The following is an 18,969-nucleotide window of genomic DNA, read 5'->3' on the forward strand; positions in this document are numbered from 1 at the left end:
GAAAAACCTGCTAATTATTCTTCGTTTTAGTCAGCTTTTAAAGAAGAGAAATATGGCTTTATACCTTTCTATACGATACTACCAAAAGGAGTCTTAGGGTTACTCTCATTCAGTAAAAAGTTGAAAATTGATTCATTAACGTAAAAAGGTCTATACTGGTAAAAGGATTAAATCACCATTTTATCGCCAAAGAAAACCAGTTGAAAGAAGTGATATTATGAATAAATTAAATTTTACTTTAAACAAAGATGCCTTTTTAAAGGATCTTTTTGACTTATTAGCTATTCCAAGTGTAAAGGATGTCGAACACGCAAAGCCAGGTGAACCCTTTGGTCCTGAGATAGCACGGGCACTTGGTCAGCTATTGGAACTAGGAGAAAGGGAAGGTTTTCGAACAAAAAATATAGACGGCTATGCGGGTTATATCGAGTACGGACCTGAAGAGGCAGAAGATTATATTGCGATATTAGGTCATACCGACGTCGTGCCTGCAACGGGTAACTGGACAAACCCTCCATTTGAACCTTATGTAAAAGACGGTAAAATCTTCGCTCGAGGAGCGATTGATGATAAAGGGCCAACAATGGCTGCCTTCTATGGATTGAAAGCGGTCAAAGATTCAGGTCTGCCAATCAAGCATCGAATTCGCCTTGTTATAGGTACAGATGAAGAAAGTGGCTGCAGCTGTATGAAGTATTATAACACGAAAGAACCTATGGCTTTATTTGGATTTGCACCTGACGCTGAGTTCCCATTGATATATGCAGAAAAAGGCCGGATACATACGCGTTTAGAGTATAAAGTTCAACAACACGACAAGGATTCAGATCTCGTCCTAGTTGAATTATCATCTGGCGAAAGAATTAACATGGTTCCCGATCAGGCTTATGCTGTCATTTCCGGATCCCGAGCAAACGATGCTGTAGATAAAATAAAACAAGCATTAGACAACGAGAAAACCGTCTATTCCGTTGAACAAGTAGAAAATGGTTGGAAATTAACGGTCAAAGGGACGTCAGCCCACGGTTCAGAGCCTTATGGCGGCGTGAATGCAGCATTTTTACTTGCTAATGGATTGAAAGAGGCTCCATTCTCAGAAGCTGAAAAAACATTTATTTCTTTTTTAGCTAATACGTTAAATAACGATTTTTATGGGGAAAATTTAGGTATTCCATTTAAAGATGACATCACCGATCGTTTAACCGTGAATGCGGGCATTGTAAGGTTTGACCACTCGCAAGGAGGCTCAGTATCCCTTGATATCCGATGTCCGGTTACGGCTCCATTAGATGAGTTAATTGAGACGTTAACATCGGAAGTTAAAAAACAGGGATTTGAGATCGGTGAATTGATAAAAAATGAACCGTTGTATGTGGATCAAAAACATCCAGGCGTTCAAATTTTAAAAAAGGTCTATGAAGAAAATACAGGGGAGAATGATGTTGAGCTCTTAACAAGCGGTGGAGGTACTTATGCTCAATATTTAGATGCCGGAGTCGCTTTTGGAGCTTGTTTCCCAGGTAAACCTTATACCGGGCACCAAGTGGATGAGTATATTGAATTGGATGATTTATTACTAGCAACGCAGATCTATGCAGATGCCATCTATAATCTGGCCAATATGGATAAATAAAAATGCAATATGAATGCCCAATGAATACCTCTTCATTGGGTTATTTTCTGTTTTCAAGTGGCGCAATTCCGTTATGAAGAGGCGCAATTCTGTTATGAAGAGGCGCAATACCGCTTTGAAGAGACGCAATTACATTTCGGAGAGGCGCAATTCTGTTATGAAGTAGCGCAATTCTGCTTTGAAGAGGCGCAATTCCATTTTGAAGTGGTGCAATTCTGCTTTGAAGTAGCGCAATTCCATTTTGAAGTGGTGCAATTCCGTTATGAAGAGGCGCAATACCGCTTTGAAGAGACGCAATTACATTTCGAAGAGGCGCAATTCCGTTATGAAGTGGCGCAATTCTACTTTGAAGTAGCGCAATTCCATTTTGAAGTGGTGCAATTCCATTTTGAAGAGGCGCAATTCTTCTTTGAAGTAGCGAAATTCCGTTATGAAATGGCTCAATCCCAATCCAAAGTAGCACAATTCCGCTTCCAAGTGGTGCAATTCATCTCTGGCGTGGTTTGATCTTCTCAGAACCTCTTTCAATTGTAAATTTATCAACATTGACTCTTGCCTAAAAATACGATACAAATGTTATAAGTCTAGTTATTTCCTCTTATTTAATATGCATTGACACACTCACATTATTTTGTTTATCAATTTGCCCCTTACTATGATAAAAATCTCTTATAGAGTTAGAGAATGATGAGGACGTGTCGTAACAGTGAATATATTATATGTTGTTGGTGAATTTCCAAAGTTGTCACAGACATTTATCTTAAATCAGATCACAGGTCTAATTGATGCTGGGCATCATGTTACTGTATTAGCTAAAAAAAGTGAATCCAATTATAAAATACATGAAGACGTATCTAACTATCATTTGCTAGACCATGTGATCTACTATGATGAAAATGGGCGAGATAATAAATTTTCTAAAGGAATGACATTTGTTAAGTCACTCTTCAGCTTTAGTTATAGTCAACTACTCCACAAAAAACACCCCACACATTTATCATGGAAAGCTTTGTTGAGCTCTCCTAATTTAATATTGTTATACAACCGATTGAAGAAACAGCCTCTGCTAGATATGGATATCGTTCATGCTCATTTTGGTCCAAATGGCCTGCTTGCCCATAAGTTGATACAAATGGGTCTTATTAGTGGACGATTATTTACGACATTCCATGGTTATGACATGCTTCGGTATATTAGACAAAAAGGCGACGATGTTTACAAAGACCTTTTTCAATCGAAGGCGGTCCTACTTCCCATCAGCAACTTCTGGAAAAGTAAACTAGAAGGAATGGGGGCAAATCCCACTCGGACAATTGTTCATCATATGGGAATTGATGTTGATAAATTTGAATATCTCCCGATCAAAATGAACCAAGATATAAAAATCATATCAATCGCTAGATTTGTAGAAAAAAAAGGCTTGAGTTATGGCATACAAGCTGTCTCCAATCTTATCAAGAAAGGCTATAATATTACCTACTCAATAATTGGCGGAGGACCTCTTGAGAAAGAGCTTCGTTCAATCATTTCAAATAAAGGACTCGAAGATCACATTCAATTGCTTGGTTGGAAAACGCAAGACCAAGTGATAGAGATAATGAAGGAATCACATGTAGTTTTACTTCCAAGTGTAACAAGTCATGATGGTGATATGGAAGGGATTCCGGTTATTTTAATGGAAGCGATGGCTATGGGGAAAATTGTTGTTTCTACGTATCATAGTGGTATTCCAGAGCTAATTAAACACGGGGTTAATGGTTATCTCGTAGAGGAAAAGAATGCCAAAGAATTAGTAGATACCCTAAAAAATATTTTTGATATGGAAGATCATAGCTCGATCATAGAACAAGCCAGAGAAACGGTATCTCGTCAATTTAATATTTGTGAGCTAAATAAGCAATTAATCGATACTTTTGAAAGGAAAATCCATTAGTATGAACCCATTCGTGAAAAAACTCATTGGTTTTTCCATAGGTCCAATTGGTGGTGCATTTATCGCTTTTATCACAATCCCTTTAACGACACATTTTATCTCGCCAAATGAATATGGAAGAGCAAGTATGTTTGCGTTATTTCAAGTCCTTATAGGGACATTCTTATATTTAGGAATTGATCAAGCCTATACAAGAGAATTTCACTCGAGTAAGAATCGTGTCCACTTGTTTAAGAACGCCCTCATGATTCCTTTAATTTTATCGCTAGTTGTTTTCTTGCTCATTTGTTTAAATGCCAAAACGGTTTCTCTTTTATTGTTTGATAAGCGGGATTATATCTTAGCTTCTGTTTTGTTTGGGCTGATGCTCATTTTTGTTGTTTTTGAACGATTTATTCTTCTATCCATTCGAATGCAGGAAAAAGCAGTTGAATACTCGGTGTTTAATATCTTGATCAAATGTGCAATATTGATCCTTACATTAATCTATATCATCTTTATTCGCCAAGACTTTTTGGCCGTGGTTTATTCAACCGTTTTTGGTCAAATGGCGGGGGATTTTTATCTGATCATAAGGTATAGACATTTATTCAATTTCTATCGTTTTCACATTGATAGAGATCTTATTAAGCAGCTCTTAAAGTTTGGTGTTCCTTTGATTGTTGCAGCCTCTGTCGCTAGCTTGTTAAATTCAATAGATCGACTAGCCTTAAGAACATGGAGCAACTTTTTCGAGATAGGGATCTTTACGGCCACTTTGAAAATAGCCGCTGTGTTATCTGTTGTTCAATCTAGTTTTACCAATTTTTGGGTGCCTACGGCGTATCGTTGGTACAACGAGCAAAAGTCAATCACCCATTTTAAATGTATTAGTGATGGTGTGTTGCTAGTTATGTCACTATTGTTTTGCTGCATCCTGATCTTCAAAGACGGAATTATTATCTTGTTATCACCAAACTATCATGATGCTATTTACATAGTAGGCTTTTTGTGTCTGCAGCCTGTCATGTATACGATTAGCGAAACAACGACTTTAGGAATTGTCTTTTCAAAGAAGAGTTATTTAAATATATGGGTGAGCTTGGTGGCTGTCATACCTAATCTTCTTTTAAATCTTCTTTTGGTCCCAAGATTAGGTGCCGTTGGTGCTGCTATCTCTACAGGAGTTTCTTATATCTTCTTTTTTTGGGGAAGAAGTTTCTTCTCAAATCGAAATTGGAATGGATTTTCACTAACAAAGCATTTCTGGGTTATTTTAATCCTGTTTACGGGTGCTTTATTAAACAGTTTCCATCTAAACTACATTGTTATCATAAACATTGGAATGTTATTACTTACAGTGGCCGTGCAAATTCCTACAGTTAGACAACTTCAGTTGATTTATACGAAACGTGATAAGTCAGAATGGGATTTTACTTAACAAATAGCTATATTTAAAAGGGTTGAATGTGAAAGAACTTATTCGCATTCAACCCTTTTTTTGAACGTCAACTCATTTTGACGCATTAAATATTGGAAAACAACCATCATTTAGAACAAAGCAAATTTAAAATAAATTAACAATTATTTACGATTTATTTATCATATCTCAACAGAGGCTTTATATTGTTTCTTTATAATCAATCACAAGGGCGCAAGTTGAATTCAAAATTCTGTGAGGTGCAACACCAATGAATGCTGAAAAAAGTTTGGACTATTTTATGGAAGACTCTACAGAAAAATCTACAGAAACAACATTCAAGGTTTTTCCAACGAAAGGATTAAAAAAATACTTATATGTGAAAAGGATAACGGATATTTTCCTTGCAAGTATAGGTATGGTCTTGGCGCTTCCAGTTATTTTTGTTTCGGCAATGTTTATTGTTTTAGAAACACCAGGCTCACCTTTTTACACACAAGAAAGAGTCGGGAAAAATGGTAAGAAATTTAAATTGATTAAGTTACGTTCCATGCGAACAGATGCAGAAAAGTTTGGAGCAAAATGGGCTGAAGCGAATGACCCTCGCGTCACAAAAGTGGGGGCAATCATTCGAAAAACGCGGATTGATGAATTGCCTCAGTTACTATGTGTTTTAAAAGGAGATATGTCCATGATAGGTCCGAGACCTGAGAGACCTATGTTCACAGAACAGTTCAATCGTGAAATTGAAGGATTCAAAAATCGCTTACTTGTAAAGCCGGGTTTAACTGGCCTTGCACAAGTCAACGGTGGATACGATATCTCACCAAGAGAAAAATTACAATACGATTTAATATACATTGATAATTTATCCATGCTCTTGGAAATGAAAATCATGTTAAAAACAGTCAAAGTCCTATTTACAGGTGAAGGTGCACGTTAATGGTGACAAATGATACATCCTATTTAAGCTAACAGGAAGGGATCGATAGATTTTGAAAAACATAGCGGTTATCGGAACAGGATATGTTGGACTCGTCTCAGGTGTATGTTTTAGTGAAGCCGGAAATCATGTTATTTGCTGTGATATTGATCAAGGAAAGATCAATGATCTGAAAAGAGGTATCATTCCAATTTTTGAACCGGGTTTAAACCAGCTTATTGATAAAAATGTTGCTAGAAATCGATTGTGTTTTACAAGTGATATTCCTAAAGCGATACAAAGGGCAGAGGTTATCATTATAGCGGTCGGGACACCGATGTCACGTACAGGTGAAGCGGACTTAACCCACGTTAAACAAGTCGCTAAAACCATAGGGAAACATTTAAATGGATATAAAATTATCGTGAATAAAAGTACGGTCCCTGTTGGCACTGGGAAAATGGTCAAAAATCTTATCAGTGAAATTTCAAGAGATCAATATGCTTTTGATGTTGTATCTAATCCCGAGTTTTTACGTGAAGGAGTAGCCGTTAAGGATACGATGCAAATGGAACGGGCTGTGATTGGTGCAACAAGTGCAAAGGCGATGGAGGTAATGGTCCAATTACATAAACCATTTACCACAAAGGTCGTAAAAACAACAATAGAAAGTGCTGAAATGATAAAGTATGCAGCTAATGCTTTTTTGGCGACAAAGATCTCTTTCATGAATGACATCGCGAATATTTGTGAACGGGCTGGAGCTGACGTCACAAAAGTGTCTGAAGGAATTGGATTAGATAGTCGTATAGGGCAAAAATTTCTTCAAGCTGGTGTCGGTTTTGGCGGGTCTTGCTTTCCGAAAGATACAGCCGCTTTATTACATATTGCTGAATCCTTTGGGTACGACTTTAAATTAATTAAAGCCGTGATGGAAACAAATATCGGTCAAAGAGTTCAGATAATTAAAAAGGTGGAATCAATACTCGGTTCATTGGAAGGAAAATCGATCAGTATTCTAGGTTTAGCGTTTAAACCGAATACCAATGACATGAGATATGCGCCTGCATTGGATATCATACCTCAGCTAAATCATTTAGGAGCAAATGTTAAAACATTTGATCCAATTGCCATTCCAGAGGCAAAAAAACAACTAGGTTATATCTGCTCATATTCGGATGATCTGTATGAAACGATTCGAGGAACAGATGCCTGTGTGATTTTAACTGGTTGGAAAGAAATTAAAAGTCTTGATCTAGAAAAAACAAAAAGATTAATGAATCACCCATTCGTTATCGACGGACGGAATCTTTTTGACTTAACAATGATGCAAAACCTTGGGTTCACTTACGTTTCTGTCGGAAGACCCGTCGTACATGGAGAAACTACATTTTCAAATATCATTTAGGGGGTTTTATTATGGATCGAGTGATTGTAACTGGCGGAGCGGGATTCATTGGTTCTCACATTGTCGAAGCGTTATTACGTGAGAATTATAAAGTTATGGTTATTGATAATTTTTCAACTGGACATCGGCGTCATTTGGAGCATCTGCCTATCGATGTCTATACATTTGATATTACAAATCCTGATGTCATGGATTTAATCATATCCTTACATCCAGACTACATTATTCATGAAGCAGCACAGATCAGTGTGGCTAATTCCGTAAAAGATATCTTAAATGATGAAAATGTGAATGTGAAAGGATCTCTTCATGTTATTAAGGCAGCGATAAAAGCGAATGTCAAAAAAGTCGTGTTCGCTTCTTCTGCCGCTGTTTACGGGAATCCCATAACATTGCCCGTGTCAGTCGATCATCCTACCAGGCCAGAATCTCCTTATGGATTAACCAAATTAACCGTGGAGCATTATTTAAAGATGGCTTATAAATTTTACGGTCTCTCCTATGGGATATTAAGATATAGCAATGTTTATGGTCCGAGACAGGATGCGAAAGGAGAAGGCGGGGTTGTTGCTATTTTTTCTGAATGCATGAGAAAAGAGACAGCACCTACGATCTTTGGCGATGGCAAGCAGACAAGAGATTTTATCTTTGTAAGGGACGTCGCATCAGCTAACATCAAAGCCTTAAAGGTAGATAAAAATATTTCTGTGAATATCTCTTCAGGCGGCTCAATTACGATTAATCAACTCTTTGAAACAATGAAAAAAGCAGCCAATAGCCATCTTAGCGTTCATTATGCAGACGCTCGACAAGGAGATATTCGAGACAGTCTTCTATCTAATGATGAAACAAAACGTCTACTAGGATGGGCACCTTGTGTAGATTTATTTCAAGGTCTAAGAGAAACGATTTATGATCCAAATCAATACAAAAAATTGCAAAAATTATAAGTTTACATTTTGAAATTGGAATACAAGGGAGTAAAGGTATGGAAAGGAATTTGATAATGGCTAAGCAAGCGAGCACCTTAATTATTTTATTATCTTCACTTACGGGTGCTTGCTTATTTTTAGGGGTGAAATTTGAGTATTTTATCATTTTCATGGCTGTGTGGCTAACGGTTTGTTTATGTATTCTTTTTAAACCATTTACAAATAACGGGCAATTTTTTCGAAGTGTGATGTATTTTCTCGTTATGACCACTTTTTTAAATCAATCTGCGCTGAGTATCCATGTCGGTTTCTTCAGTTTATTTTTATATCGCATTGTACTCATTGCAGCTTTGATGGTTTTTATTGTTCATTTGGTCAGTGAGAAAAGACTTTCACATTATTGGAATCAGGTCCAAACAAAAGAAATTCTGCTTTTCTTACTTTTTTGGATGATATATGGTGTGATCTCGCTCCTTTGGGCTAAGTCGCTATTAGAAGGAATAAAATATTTATTCTTATTAGGAATTGGAATTTTATTTATTTTTTTAGCGAGTTTTACGTTTACACATGTTTCGAGACTCTTATTATTTCAAAAAATTTGGATCATCATGTCCATATGTCTAATACTCATTGGGTTTGTGAATCATTTTGGGCATATTCAGCTTCCAACCTCAACACTGTATGGAGGGCCATCCTATAAACTTTCTTACCCAACGGCCGTTTTTTTCAATCAAAATGATTTTGCGACATTTCTAAGTATAGCCATTTTCTTCTTTATTACAGCAGCTAAAGCTAGTAGGAATGTCGGATCAAAAACAATGTTAATCTTATTTGCTATTTTATCCGTTTATTTGATTCATTTAACAGAATCTAGAGCAAGTTTACTCGGTGTGATTTTAGGTTGTTTAGTCTATTTATTTATCCATTTAAAGGCTCGAGTAAAAAAGATAACGGTGATGGTGATTGGTATTCTGGCCCTTTTTAGCCCTTTTTACATGGGTGGAATTTTTAATAAAATCCAGACTTTATTTACGGCGTATCACCAATATCCTACGAATCAACCACTTCCATCCAACGTGGTTAGAGCCCATCTACTTCAAAATACCTTTCATTATCTTATAGATTCTTTTGGATTCGGTGTTGGGGCTGGAAATATTCCTGTTTATTTAAAAGAACGATCCATTTACGATATAGATCAAGTGTATGAAGTCCACAATTGGCTAGCTGAAATAGCTGGAAATTTTGGTATAGGGATTCTATTAGGCTATATAACGATGTATAGCTACCTGTTTTTTACTTTGTATAAATTATACAAACGGCAGACGAACAGACAATATAAAGCGCTATTAGAGGCGGGTATGATGGGACTCGTTGGATTTGCTGTCTCCAGTATTAGCCCGAGCTCCGTGAGCAATCTCTATTTCCATTGGGTTTTTCTTGCCTTTACTATTTCTACCGTTTCGGTTTTTAAGAGAAAGAATCACCTAATGTTTACGGGACGGTCACCGCGTGATAAGAGCCGCAAAAAGAGTCAATCTATCACTCTTAAAAACTAAAAAAATTATTTGGTTTATCCCGCCTTAACGGGCAGTAAGACCCCAACCTCAAGACTCTGAGTATTCAAAGAAGATAGGTGGGGGATCAACTGCCCGTAAAGGTCCGATTGGTTCAGCTAACCATCAGTGGGGGATGAAGAAAACCCCCACTGATGGAAGTTTCACTTTATTAGTAAACGACAATTCTATATTCCAAGGAGCAAGACTGATGAACAGCCGACAAAGAATTATAACGAGAAGTAAAAAGTATATGGTTTTGATTATTGTTATTCCCATTTTACTAGGATTAATCGGATATTTTTATCCGAACGGGAAAAGTTCCTCGAGCTATACTGCTGAAGCATCCATCTCTCTCGGAAATTATCATGATCCTGATTTAAATAATACCCGAAACGTTGAATCCTTGTTAACCAATGAGCCCTTTTATAAAGAAAATCTACCTTATTTAAAAAGTGAAGAGCAAGATAGAATCATCAATCAACTGAAAGTCACCATCATAAATGATAAAACAATTCAACTTTCCTACACAGATACTCCGAAGTCATTAGCTATTGAAACGGTTAACAGAATAATGAAGGCATTTTTAGCGCTTGATACCCAAAAATACAAACAAAAAGAAAAAGTGATTCAAAATACAATCCATTCATTAAAAAAGAATAAAGTAGGACCCGATGCCTTAGTCGATAAAGAGCGCTTCCTGTATAAACTCGAGTCCACCCAATTAACGATGTCATCAGCTGCCATATTGAAGTCTGTAGATCATGACCAAAGGGTAACGAGTGTCGGTTTAAATTCAAAAAGCAGGGCCACTTTGGGAGTTTTAATTGGAATAACCATCGTTTTTGTCTGGGTCACTTATCCTGAAATTTTTCGAACAAAGCCAAAGGAAAAGGAGGAATAAGAAATGGATCGCACACGCCCCCTAATTTCCATTATTACACCATCTTTTAATGCTTTAAGAACCATTAATGAAACCGTCGATTCGGTTAAGAAGCAAACGTATCAGAACTGGGAACTCGTAATTGTAGATGACTGTTCTACAGATGGAACAAGAGAGAAGTTAAAAATGATGTCGGCATCAGACAAGAGAATTCGTGTCATTTTTTTAGATGTGAATGGTGGGGCTGCCGTCGCTCGCAATGTTGGGTTAGATCATGCGAAAGGTCGATATATCGCTTTTTTAGACAGTGATGACCGTTGGAAACAAGATAAATTGGAAAAGCAGCTACAATTTATGCAAAAGCATCACTATGCTTTTACATTTACGGGGTATGAATATATTACACATAATGGGCAATCGATGAATAAGGTGATACAAGCTCCCCAAAAAGTGACCTATCATCACATGCTTAAAAACACGATTGTGGGCTGTTTAACGGTTATGATCGACCGCCAACAAACAGGAATGTTCAAAATGCCCAACATTCGGACCAGACAGGACCTAGCAACATGGCTCATGATCTTAAAACAAGGAATAACAGCTTATGGATTAAACGAAAATCTAGCGGAATATCGTGTAGGCAATAGCTCATCTATTTCAAAAAACAAATGGAAAGCCGCAAAAAAAACGTGGTTAGTTTACCGAGAAATCGAAAAGTTAAATAGATTCCAAGCGTCGTGGTGCTTTTTTCATTATGCCATGCATGCGGTATTAAAACGGTTGTAATCTGCAACTAGTCAGCAGTTGATGATTCGTGCCCAGTAACGGTACATAGAAAATTATTGTTTATAAAGGATGAGAAAGATGAAAAACATACATGTCATAATAGCCACAGCTGAATGGCATCAAGATCAACTTCGTTACCGTCGTCATCGGCTAGCTGAATTCCTGCAAAAAAAATCTGATACTGAAGAAGTCATCTGGTTATGCCCAACCCCTAGAAGGACGACAGATAATTTCACAACACTAAAAAATGGTATTAAGCAATGGACTATTCAAGATCTATTCCCCCAAAAAGTCTTTCGATTTGGAAGATATATGGATTTGTTTTATAAGAATAAACTTACAACATTCAATCAATATATAAATCAAATCAAGAAGAAAAATAGATTAATAGTATGGTTTACCTTTCCGGGTTTTCCTTATATAGCAAATGGTTTTCATTGGGACACGATTATTTATGATTGCAGTGATAATTGGACTAACTCGATAAGTGGCAAAAAATCATTCGTATCCTATTTTAGACAAAAGGTGATTCAGAAGGCGGAAGAACGAATTATAGATAAGGCACATCGAATTTTCTGTACGTCTCAATATTTACATGATCAAGTAATTCAAAAGATCGAACATCCGTCTAAATCACACATCTACACGTTTGAAAATGGAGTTGAATTTGACTTATTTAGAGAAAAAAAGCTTCCTATGAAAGCCATTTTGCCGGATAGATTTAATGGAACCGTTTTAGGTTTTATTGGAGGGATAAAATCTAAACTTGATTTTGAACTTATTCAAGACGTAGCCACGAAAAAATCAAATTGGTTATTTTTATTTGTAGGACCAGACCAAACAACTGAAAATGATGGATTTCATCAATTGTTAAATAACAAAAATGTCGTATGGACGGGGAGTATTGATCCGTTTGATGTTCCGAAATACATGCAACTGATTGATATAGGCATTATGCCTTACAAAGCATCATCTTATAATAAAGCTATTTTCCCTTTAAAACTCTTTGAATTCTTGGCAGCAGGGAAACCTGCGATTGGTGTTCATTTGCCTTCAACAACAAAATATGTGGAACAAGCGGTTTATAATCATTTAGAAACCAATGATAGTCAAGCATTTATTCAAGCGTGTGAGAAATTAGAGTGTGAAAAAGATTGTCCTGAGTATATAGATAGACGAATACAGGTCGCTAGTGGGAAAAATTGGAATGATATATTTGAAGGAATGCTCCAATTGGTGTAGTCCATTGTGAAATTAAATGGATAGGATGGAGCTAATCGTAAATCGAATGAAGAACTTCATAAATTAGCAAATAAACAAAAAAGTGACTAATCGGTTTAAAGGTCATTATATGACTAGAAAATATAAAATAAATCTTGACGTTAAGGTGACTCTTAAGTATAAGTAAGTAAATCATTATTAATTAGAATAGTCTGTTAATTTGACGAATAAGATGGTATAATTAATATTATTTATATGACTTAAGCTTGGAGGAAGCTTACATGGATAGTGAGTTAACCTTATTTAAAGAAAATATGGTGCAACTAAAGAAAGACTTTCGAGGTATGCATAAGCATGTTCGTGCCATCATTGCTTGCCAATATACAATGAAAAATGAATTAATTGATATACATAAGTTTCGTCAATACGATGCCAAGATTAAACATAGCCTAGGTTTTTTTAATCGATTATCGAAGGACATCAGGCACTGTTTGGTTAGCTTGTTTATGTTCATCCCAGATGGAGAAAGTAAATTAGTTCAAATTAAAGAAAATTACGATCGATTAACACGTGAAAAATTGCCCAAATCTCAACAAACTTACTTAGCAACAGCTTTCTTAAGTTATAAAGATGAAACTGAGCAAGGTCCATTTATTCATAGAGTTTGTTCGATCTACCGTGCATTAAAGGAAAAACATCCGATACTAGTCGGTGCTGAAGATGTGCCATTTTGTATGTTACTAGCCGAGTCAAGTTATGATTTAGAAACGATGATGAGCGTCATTTCAGAGACCAATCCTATTCTAAAAAAACATGGTTATCGAAAAGCTTCCGAACGGCATCGGTTAGCCTTTTTATTAGTATCTATATCCAGCCACTCAAAATTACCTCATGTCGTAGATAAATGTATTCACTATCATGATGAACTTGAGCGTGAGATCGGAAGAATTAAACCTACTCAGTATACAACGATCGGATTACTAGCTTCTCTTGACCATCAGATCAAGACAAATGAGATCCGTTCTTACTATTCGACTTTTTTAAAACAAAAAAGTTATCTTCCTCAAATACGAAAAGAATTTCATTTTCCTATAGCTATGAATCTCTTTCTTATAACGCAAATGAAGAATATGCCAACGATTAACCCCATCTTATTGACGTTAGCTCAAGTCATCATTCGCTTGCAGTCAACAAATCAAGTCATCGCTACAACAAGTACGACAGGTTAATAAATTAATGAAGTGGTGAAATCGGCCAACACTAACTGAAGATTAAACAATTTGACAAAATATATAAAAAATACAGAAATTAAATAACATAATGTAAAGTGAAAATAGTGTAATTTCAGATAAAATAGATAGTATAAAGTAGTCGTTTTAGACAATTGTTAGTATAAGATAACGGACATTGGTGTTATTACTTGGATGAAAAATCAAACTTTAAATAGGAGCGATGAAGATGCAAAGAGAAAAACTACTTGTTAATGGTGAAAGATTGAAAGAAACGATTGAGACATTTGCTGATTTTGGTCGGACACCCAATAATGGTGTAACACGTCTATCGCTATCAGAAGAAGATATTAAAGTTCGTGATTATTTTACATCCTGTTGTGAAGAGCTTGGAATGACCGTTAAAGTTGATGACATGGGGTGCATGTACGCAACACTTCCAGGTGAAGATAATGAAGCAGCCCCAATCGTAATGGGATCACACCTTGACACGGTTAAAAAAGGTGGAAGATTTGATGGTGTATTAGGCGTTATATCGGGTCTAGAGGTAGTTCGGACACTCGTTGATAATAAAATAAAACCAAAGATTCCTGTTACCATCATGAATTTTACAAATGAAGAGGGAGCAAGGTTTGAACCTTCAATGATGGCTTCAGGGGTTTTATCAGGCAAATTCGAAAAAGAGGTCATGCTCAAGAAAAAAGACCCAGAAGGCGTAACATTTGAAGAGGCTCTAAATGCAAGCGGCTATGCTGGGGAAGTAGAAAATCGTATTTCTGAAGCATCTGCCTACTTAGAGTTACATATTGAGCAAGGACCTGTTTTGGAGAAGGAAGAGCTTTCCATTGGCGTCGTGGATTGTGTCGTTGGCATGGCTTGTTATGAAATCGAAGTAACAGGTGAATCGGATCATGCAGGGACTACACCCATGACGATGCGAAAAGATGCCTTATTTGCGGCGAATGATTGTATTACAGAATTAAGAAGTAAATTAAGTACTTTAGACAGTGAGCTTGTCTACACAATGGGAAGAATGAACGTCTTACCAAATATCCATACAGTCATTCCAAATAAAGTGATCTTCACCATTGAAGCGAGACACAAAGATGAAGATGTGATTCGTCAAGTTGAAGAAATTATTCAAGGTTTACCGGATTCGAATGAGGGATGTACGATCAAAAAGACTAAGCTCTGGGGCAGAGATACAGTTTGGTTTGAAGAACGAATTGTAGATGCTGTGGAAGAAGCGACTAAATCACTTGGCTATTCATATAAAAAGATGGCAAGCGGTGCTGGCCATGACGCTCAATTCGTAGCCAGTTATCTTCCATCAGCAATGATCTTTGTGCCAAGTGTCAACGGCAAAAGCCATTGTGAAGATGAATTGACACCTTATGAAGATTGTGAAAAAGGCGTGAATGTACTCCTTGAAACGGTATTGTCTCTATTACCTGAATAAACTATGACTCAAGTTATAAGATCAAAAAGCCGTATTAAAAAGAAGCTTTTAAAACTAATAAGAGAGTTCAAAAATTGTTGGAGATTCTGTAGATCTAAATGCAGAATCTCTTTTTTTATGTATAAACCCTTAGTGAAGTAGTTATGTCATTAAAGATGGGACGGTGGTGCAATTCCGTGTCAAGGTGGCGCAATTCCGTGTCAAGGTGGCGCAATTCCGTGTCGAAGTGGCGAAATTCCATTTCGAAGTGGCGCAATTCCATTTCGAAGTGGCGCAATTCCATTTCGAAGTGGCACAATTTCATTTCGAAGTGGCGCAATTCCATTTCGAAGTGGCGCAATTCCATTTCGAAGTGGCGCAATTCCGTTTCGAAGTGGCGCAATTCTGTGTTGAAGTGGCGCAATTCTGTGCCGAAGTGGCGCAATTCCATTTCGAAGTGGCGCAATTCTGTGCCGAAGTAGTTCAATCCCAAGTCAAAGCGGCACAACCCAGTTTGATGTTCTCAACCTACCTACTACTGCCGACCTTCCATTTTAATATAAAAAAGGCTTTCCTAGAAGGTATGTTAGAAAATCTAACAAATAATTAGAAAATAGTCACTTTTATGATATAATCATTTTATAAATCGGAATTCATATTCCGAATTACGGAATTTTACACATAAAATTATCATAATATTTTTTATACTTTTAATGAAAAGGAGATACCTAAGGTGGGATTTGTTGATTTAAATTGTGATTTAGGAGAAAGTTTTGGCGCTTATAAGTTAGGTATGGACAATGAGATATTGGATTATGTCACATCGGCAAATATTGCATGCGGTTTTCATGCAGGAGATCCTAGTGTGATGAGAAAAACGGTTACGTTAGCTTTGGGAAAAGGTGTTCAAATTGGAGCTCATCCGGGACTACCTGATTTAGTTGGCTTTGGCAGGAGACCTATGGCCATTTCTCCTCAAGAGGCCTATGACATGGTGATCTATCAAGTTGGAGCGCTTCAGGCCTTTGTGAAAGCAGAAGGTGCTTCAATGCAGCATGTTAAACCGCATGGCGCATTATATAATATGGCTGCGAAAGATCCAAAGCTCTCTGAAGCGATTGCAGAAGCGATTTATGCCATTGATCCAGAATTAATTTTATTTGGTCTATCCGGAAGTCAATTAACTAAGGCTGGAGAAAAAATTGGTTTACGAGTGGCTCATGAAGTATTCTCAGATCGCACGTATCAAATAGATGGTTCATTAACTTCGCGTAAAGAGCCCAATGCACTCATTGTAGATAAAGATCAAGCATTTAAACAAGTTTTAAGAATGATTAAAGAAGGCCTAGTTAAAACAGAACAAGAAAAAGATATTGCTATAAAAGCCGACACCATTTGTATTCATGGGGATGGCAAGGCAGCACTCACCTTTGCTCGTGATATTAGGCAAGGATTTCAAGCAGAAAATATCGTTGTACAAGCTATACGTACAAAATAGAATTAATTATTTTAGGGGGTAGAAAAATGGGACTACAAAAACCTGCACAATCCATAGATACTAATAAAGAGAAAATGAATTGGTCCGTCCTACTAGGTGCAGCCTTTCTAATGGCAACCTCATCCATAGGTCCAGGCTTTTTAACGCAAACAACAGTCTTTACGCAAAGCTTAACGACTAGCTTTGGATTTATCATTCTCATCTCGATCCTTCTTGATATAGTGGCTCAGTTGAATGTTTGGCGTATTATTGCAGTTACAGAAAAAAGAGGTCAGGATATCGCTAATCTTGTCTTGCCGGGTCTTGGCTTTTTATTATCGCTTTTAATTGTTATAGGTGGTTTAGCCTTCAATATAGGAAATATCGCTGGAGCAGGATTAGGCTTTAACGTTTTGTTTGGCGTTGATCCAAAGTGGGGCGCTGCTATTAGTGCTATTATCGCTGTTATTATTTTTTCCGTTAAAGAAGCGGGGAAAGCCATGGACCGTTTTGCACAAATCGCTGGTGTTGTAATGGTTGTACTCATGATTTATATAGCGATTTCAACGGCTCCTCCTGCAGGGACCGCATTCGTAAAAACGTTTGCTCCTGATAAAATTGATATTTTTGCAATTATTACATTAGTTGGAGGGTCCGTTGGAGGATACATTACATTTGCTGGTGGACACCGCTTATTAGAGGCTGGTATTACAGGGAAAAAAGCCCTGCCTCAAGTCACAAGAAGCTCTGTAACGGGTATCCTCGTTACTGGTGTGATGCGTATTGCCCTCTTCCTAGCCGTTCTTGGCGTTGTATCACAGGGGTTAAAAATAAACGCAGATAATCCGGCAGCATCCGTATTTCAACTTGCTGCAGGAAATGTTGGTTATAAAATTTTTGGATTAGTCATGTGGGCTGCAGCACTTACTTCTGTTATTGGAGCCGCCTATACGTCCGTTTCTTTTATTCGAACCTTTCATGAATCAATCAACCGGCATTATAGAAAATTCATCATTGGATTTATTATTATATCAACCCTATCATTTATTATCATTGGGCAACCGGTTAAAGTCTTAGTAATAGTAGGGGCAATCAATGCCTTCATTCTGCCAATCGCTCTTGGAACATTACTTATTGCTGCGAACAAGAAAAGAATAGTTGGTGACTATAAACATCCATTATGGATGACGGTTCTCGGGATTATCGTAGCCGTAGCTATGGCGGCAATGAGCATTTATACAGTATATAACGTTTTTATAAAATAAGTAATTAATGAGGGGGAACGACACATGCCATCGTACGCAACTATGTCACCTTCAGACATCCGTATGGAAATTAGAAAAAAACATATTGTAAAACCGACATCAGGCATGTCAAGAGGTTATGCACAAGCCAATCTGGTCATTCTTAAAAAAGATCTTGCTTTCGACTTTCTATTATTCTGTCAACGTAATCCTAAATCGTGTCCGCTTTTAGATGTAACAGAACCTGGTTCACCTATACCTAGGCTGGTTGCTCCAACCGGAGATATTCGAACCGATATTCCCAAATACCGAATTTATAAAAAAGGAAAATGGGTAGAAGAAGTAGAAGATATCGTCGACTACTGGGAAGATGATATGGTTGGATTCTTAATTGGATGTAGTTTTACCTTTGAGAACGCCCTTTTAAAAAATGGTATCTCCATACGTCATATTGAAGAAGATTGCAATGTTCCTATGTATAAAACAAATATTCCTTGCACGAAAGCTGGCTATTTTGAAGGATTTACAGTTGTTAGTATGCGTCCTATACCGGAAAACGAAGTGGTACGAGCCGTTCAGGTTACCTCCCGTTTTCCTTCTGTGCACGGAGCTCCTGTTCATGTCGGTAATCCTCAATCAATTGGAATTTCAGATCTTAGTCAACCCGACTTTGGTGATGCTGTTTCTATAAAAGAAAATGAAGTGCCTGTCTTTTGGGCTTGCGGTGTGACGCCTCAGGCAGTAGCAATGCAAGTGAAACCAGAACTAATGATCACACATTCACCCGGCCACATGTTTATAACAGATTTGATTGATGAAAAATTGGGGGTTTTTTAGAGTAAATGGATAAAGCTAGCCTCGATACCTGCTAGCTTTTTTCCTATTTGGATTATGGATTGAATGACGGCTTT

The 18,969-nt window shown here is 37.1% G+C and carries 17 protein-coding genes; all 17 read left to right on the forward strand.

Translation table 11 applies throughout. From position 1 onward, the window contains the following. Positions 1 to 217: 217 nt before the first annotated feature. The 17 genes from pepV to GMB86_RS07555 all read left to right on the forward strand — a co-directional run bounded on the left by pepV (position 218) and on the right by GMB86_RS07555 (position 18,895). The gene (pepV, locus tag GMB86_RS07475) at positions 218 to 1,633 is read left to right on the forward strand and encodes a dipeptidase PepV (RefSeq protein ID WP_155218306.1); all 1,416 of its coding nucleotides are present in this window, start codon (positions 218 to 220) and stop codon (positions 1,631 to 1,633) included. Positions 1,634 to 1,690: 57 nt separating this feature from the next. Next, complete coding sequence (locus GMB86_RS07480; RefSeq protein WP_155218308.1) at positions 1,691 to 2,140, forward strand: hypothetical protein; 450 nt, start codon at positions 1,691 to 1,693, stop codon at positions 2,138 to 2,140. Positions 2,141 to 2,339: 199 nt separating this feature from the next. After that, a complete protein-coding gene (locus GMB86_RS07485) occupies positions 2,340 to 3,566 on the forward strand; it encodes a glycosyltransferase (RefSeq protein WP_329602810.1) in 1,227 nt (408 codons plus the stop codon). A 13-nt stretch (positions 3,567 to 3,579) separates the two neighbouring features. Beyond that, on the forward strand, positions 3,580 to 4,986 hold the full coding sequence (locus GMB86_RS07490; protein ID WP_329602811.1) for a lipopolysaccharide biosynthesis protein: 1,407 nt from the start codon (positions 3,580 to 3,582) through the stop codon (positions 4,984 to 4,986). Positions 4,987 to 5,236: 250 nt separating this feature from the next. After that, complete coding sequence (locus GMB86_RS07495) at positions 5,237 to 5,908, forward strand: sugar transferase (protein WP_155218312.1); 672 nt, start codon at positions 5,237 to 5,239, stop codon at positions 5,906 to 5,908. Positions 5,909 to 5,957: 49 nt separating this feature from the next. Next, on the forward strand, positions 5,958 to 7,295 hold the full coding sequence (gene tuaD / locus GMB86_RS07500; RefSeq protein ID WP_329602822.1) for a UDP-glucose 6-dehydrogenase TuaD: 1,338 nt from the start codon (positions 5,958 to 5,960) through the stop codon (positions 7,293 to 7,295). 11 nt (positions 7,296 to 7,306) lie between these two features. Further along, positions 7,307 to 8,245 (forward strand): NAD-dependent epimerase/dehydratase family protein, encoded by a 939-nt coding sequence (locus GMB86_RS07505; RefSeq protein ID WP_155218316.1) that lies wholly within the window; start codon positions 7,307 to 7,309, stop codon positions 8,243 to 8,245. Positions 8,246 to 8,283: 38 nt separating this feature from the next. After that, a complete protein-coding gene (gene tuaE / locus GMB86_RS07510; RefSeq protein WP_155218318.1) occupies positions 8,284 to 9,783 on the forward strand; it encodes a teichuronic acid biosynthesis protein TuaE in 1,500 nt (499 codons plus the stop codon). 208 nt (positions 9,784 to 9,991) lie between these two features. After that, the gene (locus GMB86_RS07515; RefSeq protein WP_155218320.1) at positions 9,992 to 10,684 is read left to right on the forward strand and encodes a hypothetical protein; all 693 of its coding nucleotides are present in this window, start codon (positions 9,992 to 9,994) and stop codon (positions 10,682 to 10,684) included. A 3-nt stretch (positions 10,685 to 10,687) separates the two neighbouring features. Then, positions 10,688 to 11,449, forward strand: a complete 762-nt coding sequence (tuaG, locus tag GMB86_RS07520; protein ID WP_155218322.1) for a teichuronic acid biosynthesis protein TuaG — start codon at positions 10,688 to 10,690, stop codon at positions 11,447 to 11,449. 69 nt (positions 11,450 to 11,518) lie between these two features. Beyond that, on the forward strand, positions 11,519 to 12,691 hold the full coding sequence (tuaH, locus tag GMB86_RS07525; protein ID WP_155218324.1) for a teichuronic acid biosynthesis protein TuaH: 1,173 nt from the start codon (positions 11,519 to 11,521) through the stop codon (positions 12,689 to 12,691). A 260-nt stretch (positions 12,692 to 12,951) separates the two neighbouring features. Continuing rightward, positions 12,952 to 13,899 (forward strand): DUF4003 family protein, encoded by a 948-nt coding sequence (locus GMB86_RS07530; RefSeq protein ID WP_155218326.1) that lies wholly within the window; start codon positions 12,952 to 12,954, stop codon positions 13,897 to 13,899. Positions 13,900 to 14,128: 229 nt separating this feature from the next. Further along, a complete protein-coding gene (locus GMB86_RS07535; RefSeq protein ID WP_155218328.1) occupies positions 14,129 to 15,358 on the forward strand; it encodes a Zn-dependent hydrolase in 1,230 nt (409 codons plus the stop codon). A gap of 184 nt (positions 15,359 to 15,542) precedes the next feature. Then, positions 15,543 to 15,947 carry a hypothetical protein gene (locus tag GMB86_RS07540; protein ID WP_196220157.1) on the forward strand — a complete coding sequence of 135 codons (405 nt, stop codon included), beginning with the start codon at positions 15,543 to 15,545 and terminating at the stop codon, positions 15,945 to 15,947. Positions 15,948 to 16,070: 123 nt separating this feature from the next. Beyond that, positions 16,071 to 16,835 carry a LamB/YcsF family protein gene (locus tag GMB86_RS07545; RefSeq protein WP_329602813.1) on the forward strand — a complete coding sequence of 255 codons (765 nt, stop codon included), beginning with the start codon at positions 16,071 to 16,073 and terminating at the stop codon, positions 16,833 to 16,835. Positions 16,836 to 16,861: 26 nt separating this feature from the next. Further along, positions 16,862 to 18,079 carry an NRAMP family divalent metal transporter gene (locus tag GMB86_RS07550; RefSeq protein WP_155218332.1) on the forward strand — a complete coding sequence of 406 codons (1,218 nt, stop codon included), beginning with the start codon at positions 16,862 to 16,864 and terminating at the stop codon, positions 18,077 to 18,079. 24 nt (positions 18,080 to 18,103) lie between these two features. Continuing rightward, complete coding sequence (locus tag GMB86_RS07555) at positions 18,104 to 18,895, forward strand: putative hydro-lyase (RefSeq protein WP_155218334.1); 792 nt, start codon at positions 18,104 to 18,106, stop codon at positions 18,893 to 18,895. Positions 18,896 to 18,969 lie beyond the last annotated feature (74 nt).

This window comes from Terrilactibacillus tamarindi (genome assembly GCF_009718825.1).
In the GTDB taxonomy this organism is placed as follows: Bacteria; Bacillota; Bacilli; order Bacillales; family Sporolactobacillaceae; genus Terrilactibacillus; species Terrilactibacillus tamarindi.

Coding starts and splice junctions, on each gene's coding strand:
- pepV (WP_155218306.1), top strand. CDS start 218: ATGAATAAATTAAATTTTACTTTAAACAAAGATGCCTTTTTAAAGGAT.
- GMB86_RS07535 (WP_155218328.1), top strand. CDS start 14,129: ATGCAAAGAGAAAAACTACTTGTTAATGGTGAAAGATTGAAAGAAACG.
- GMB86_RS07505 (WP_155218316.1), top strand. CDS start 7,307: ATGGATCGAGTGATTGTAACTGGCGGAGCGGGATTCATTGGTTCTCAC.
- GMB86_RS07515 (WP_155218320.1), top strand. CDS start 9,992: ATGAACAGCCGACAAAGAATTATAACGAGAAGTAAAAAGTATATGGTT.
- GMB86_RS07555 (WP_155218334.1), top strand. CDS start 18,104: ATGCCATCGTACGCAACTATGTCACCTTCAGACATCCGTATGGAAATT.
- GMB86_RS07495 (WP_155218312.1), top strand. CDS start 5,237: ATGAATGCTGAAAAAAGTTTGGACTATTTTATGGAAGACTCTACAGAA.
- tuaE (WP_155218318.1), top strand. CDS start 8,284: ATGGAAAGGAATTTGATAATGGCTAAGCAAGCGAGCACCTTAATTATT.
- GMB86_RS07530 (WP_155218326.1), top strand. CDS start 12,952: ATGGATAGTGAGTTAACCTTATTTAAAGAAAATATGGTGCAACTAAAG.
- GMB86_RS07550 (WP_155218332.1), top strand. CDS start 16,862: ATGGGACTACAAAAACCTGCACAATCCATAGATACTAATAAAGAGAAA.
- tuaG (WP_155218322.1), top strand. CDS start 10,688: ATGGATCGCACACGCCCCCTAATTTCCATTATTACACCATCTTTTAAT.
- tuaH (WP_155218324.1), top strand. CDS start 11,519: ATGAGAAAGATGAAAAACATACATGTCATAATAGCCACAGCTGAATGG.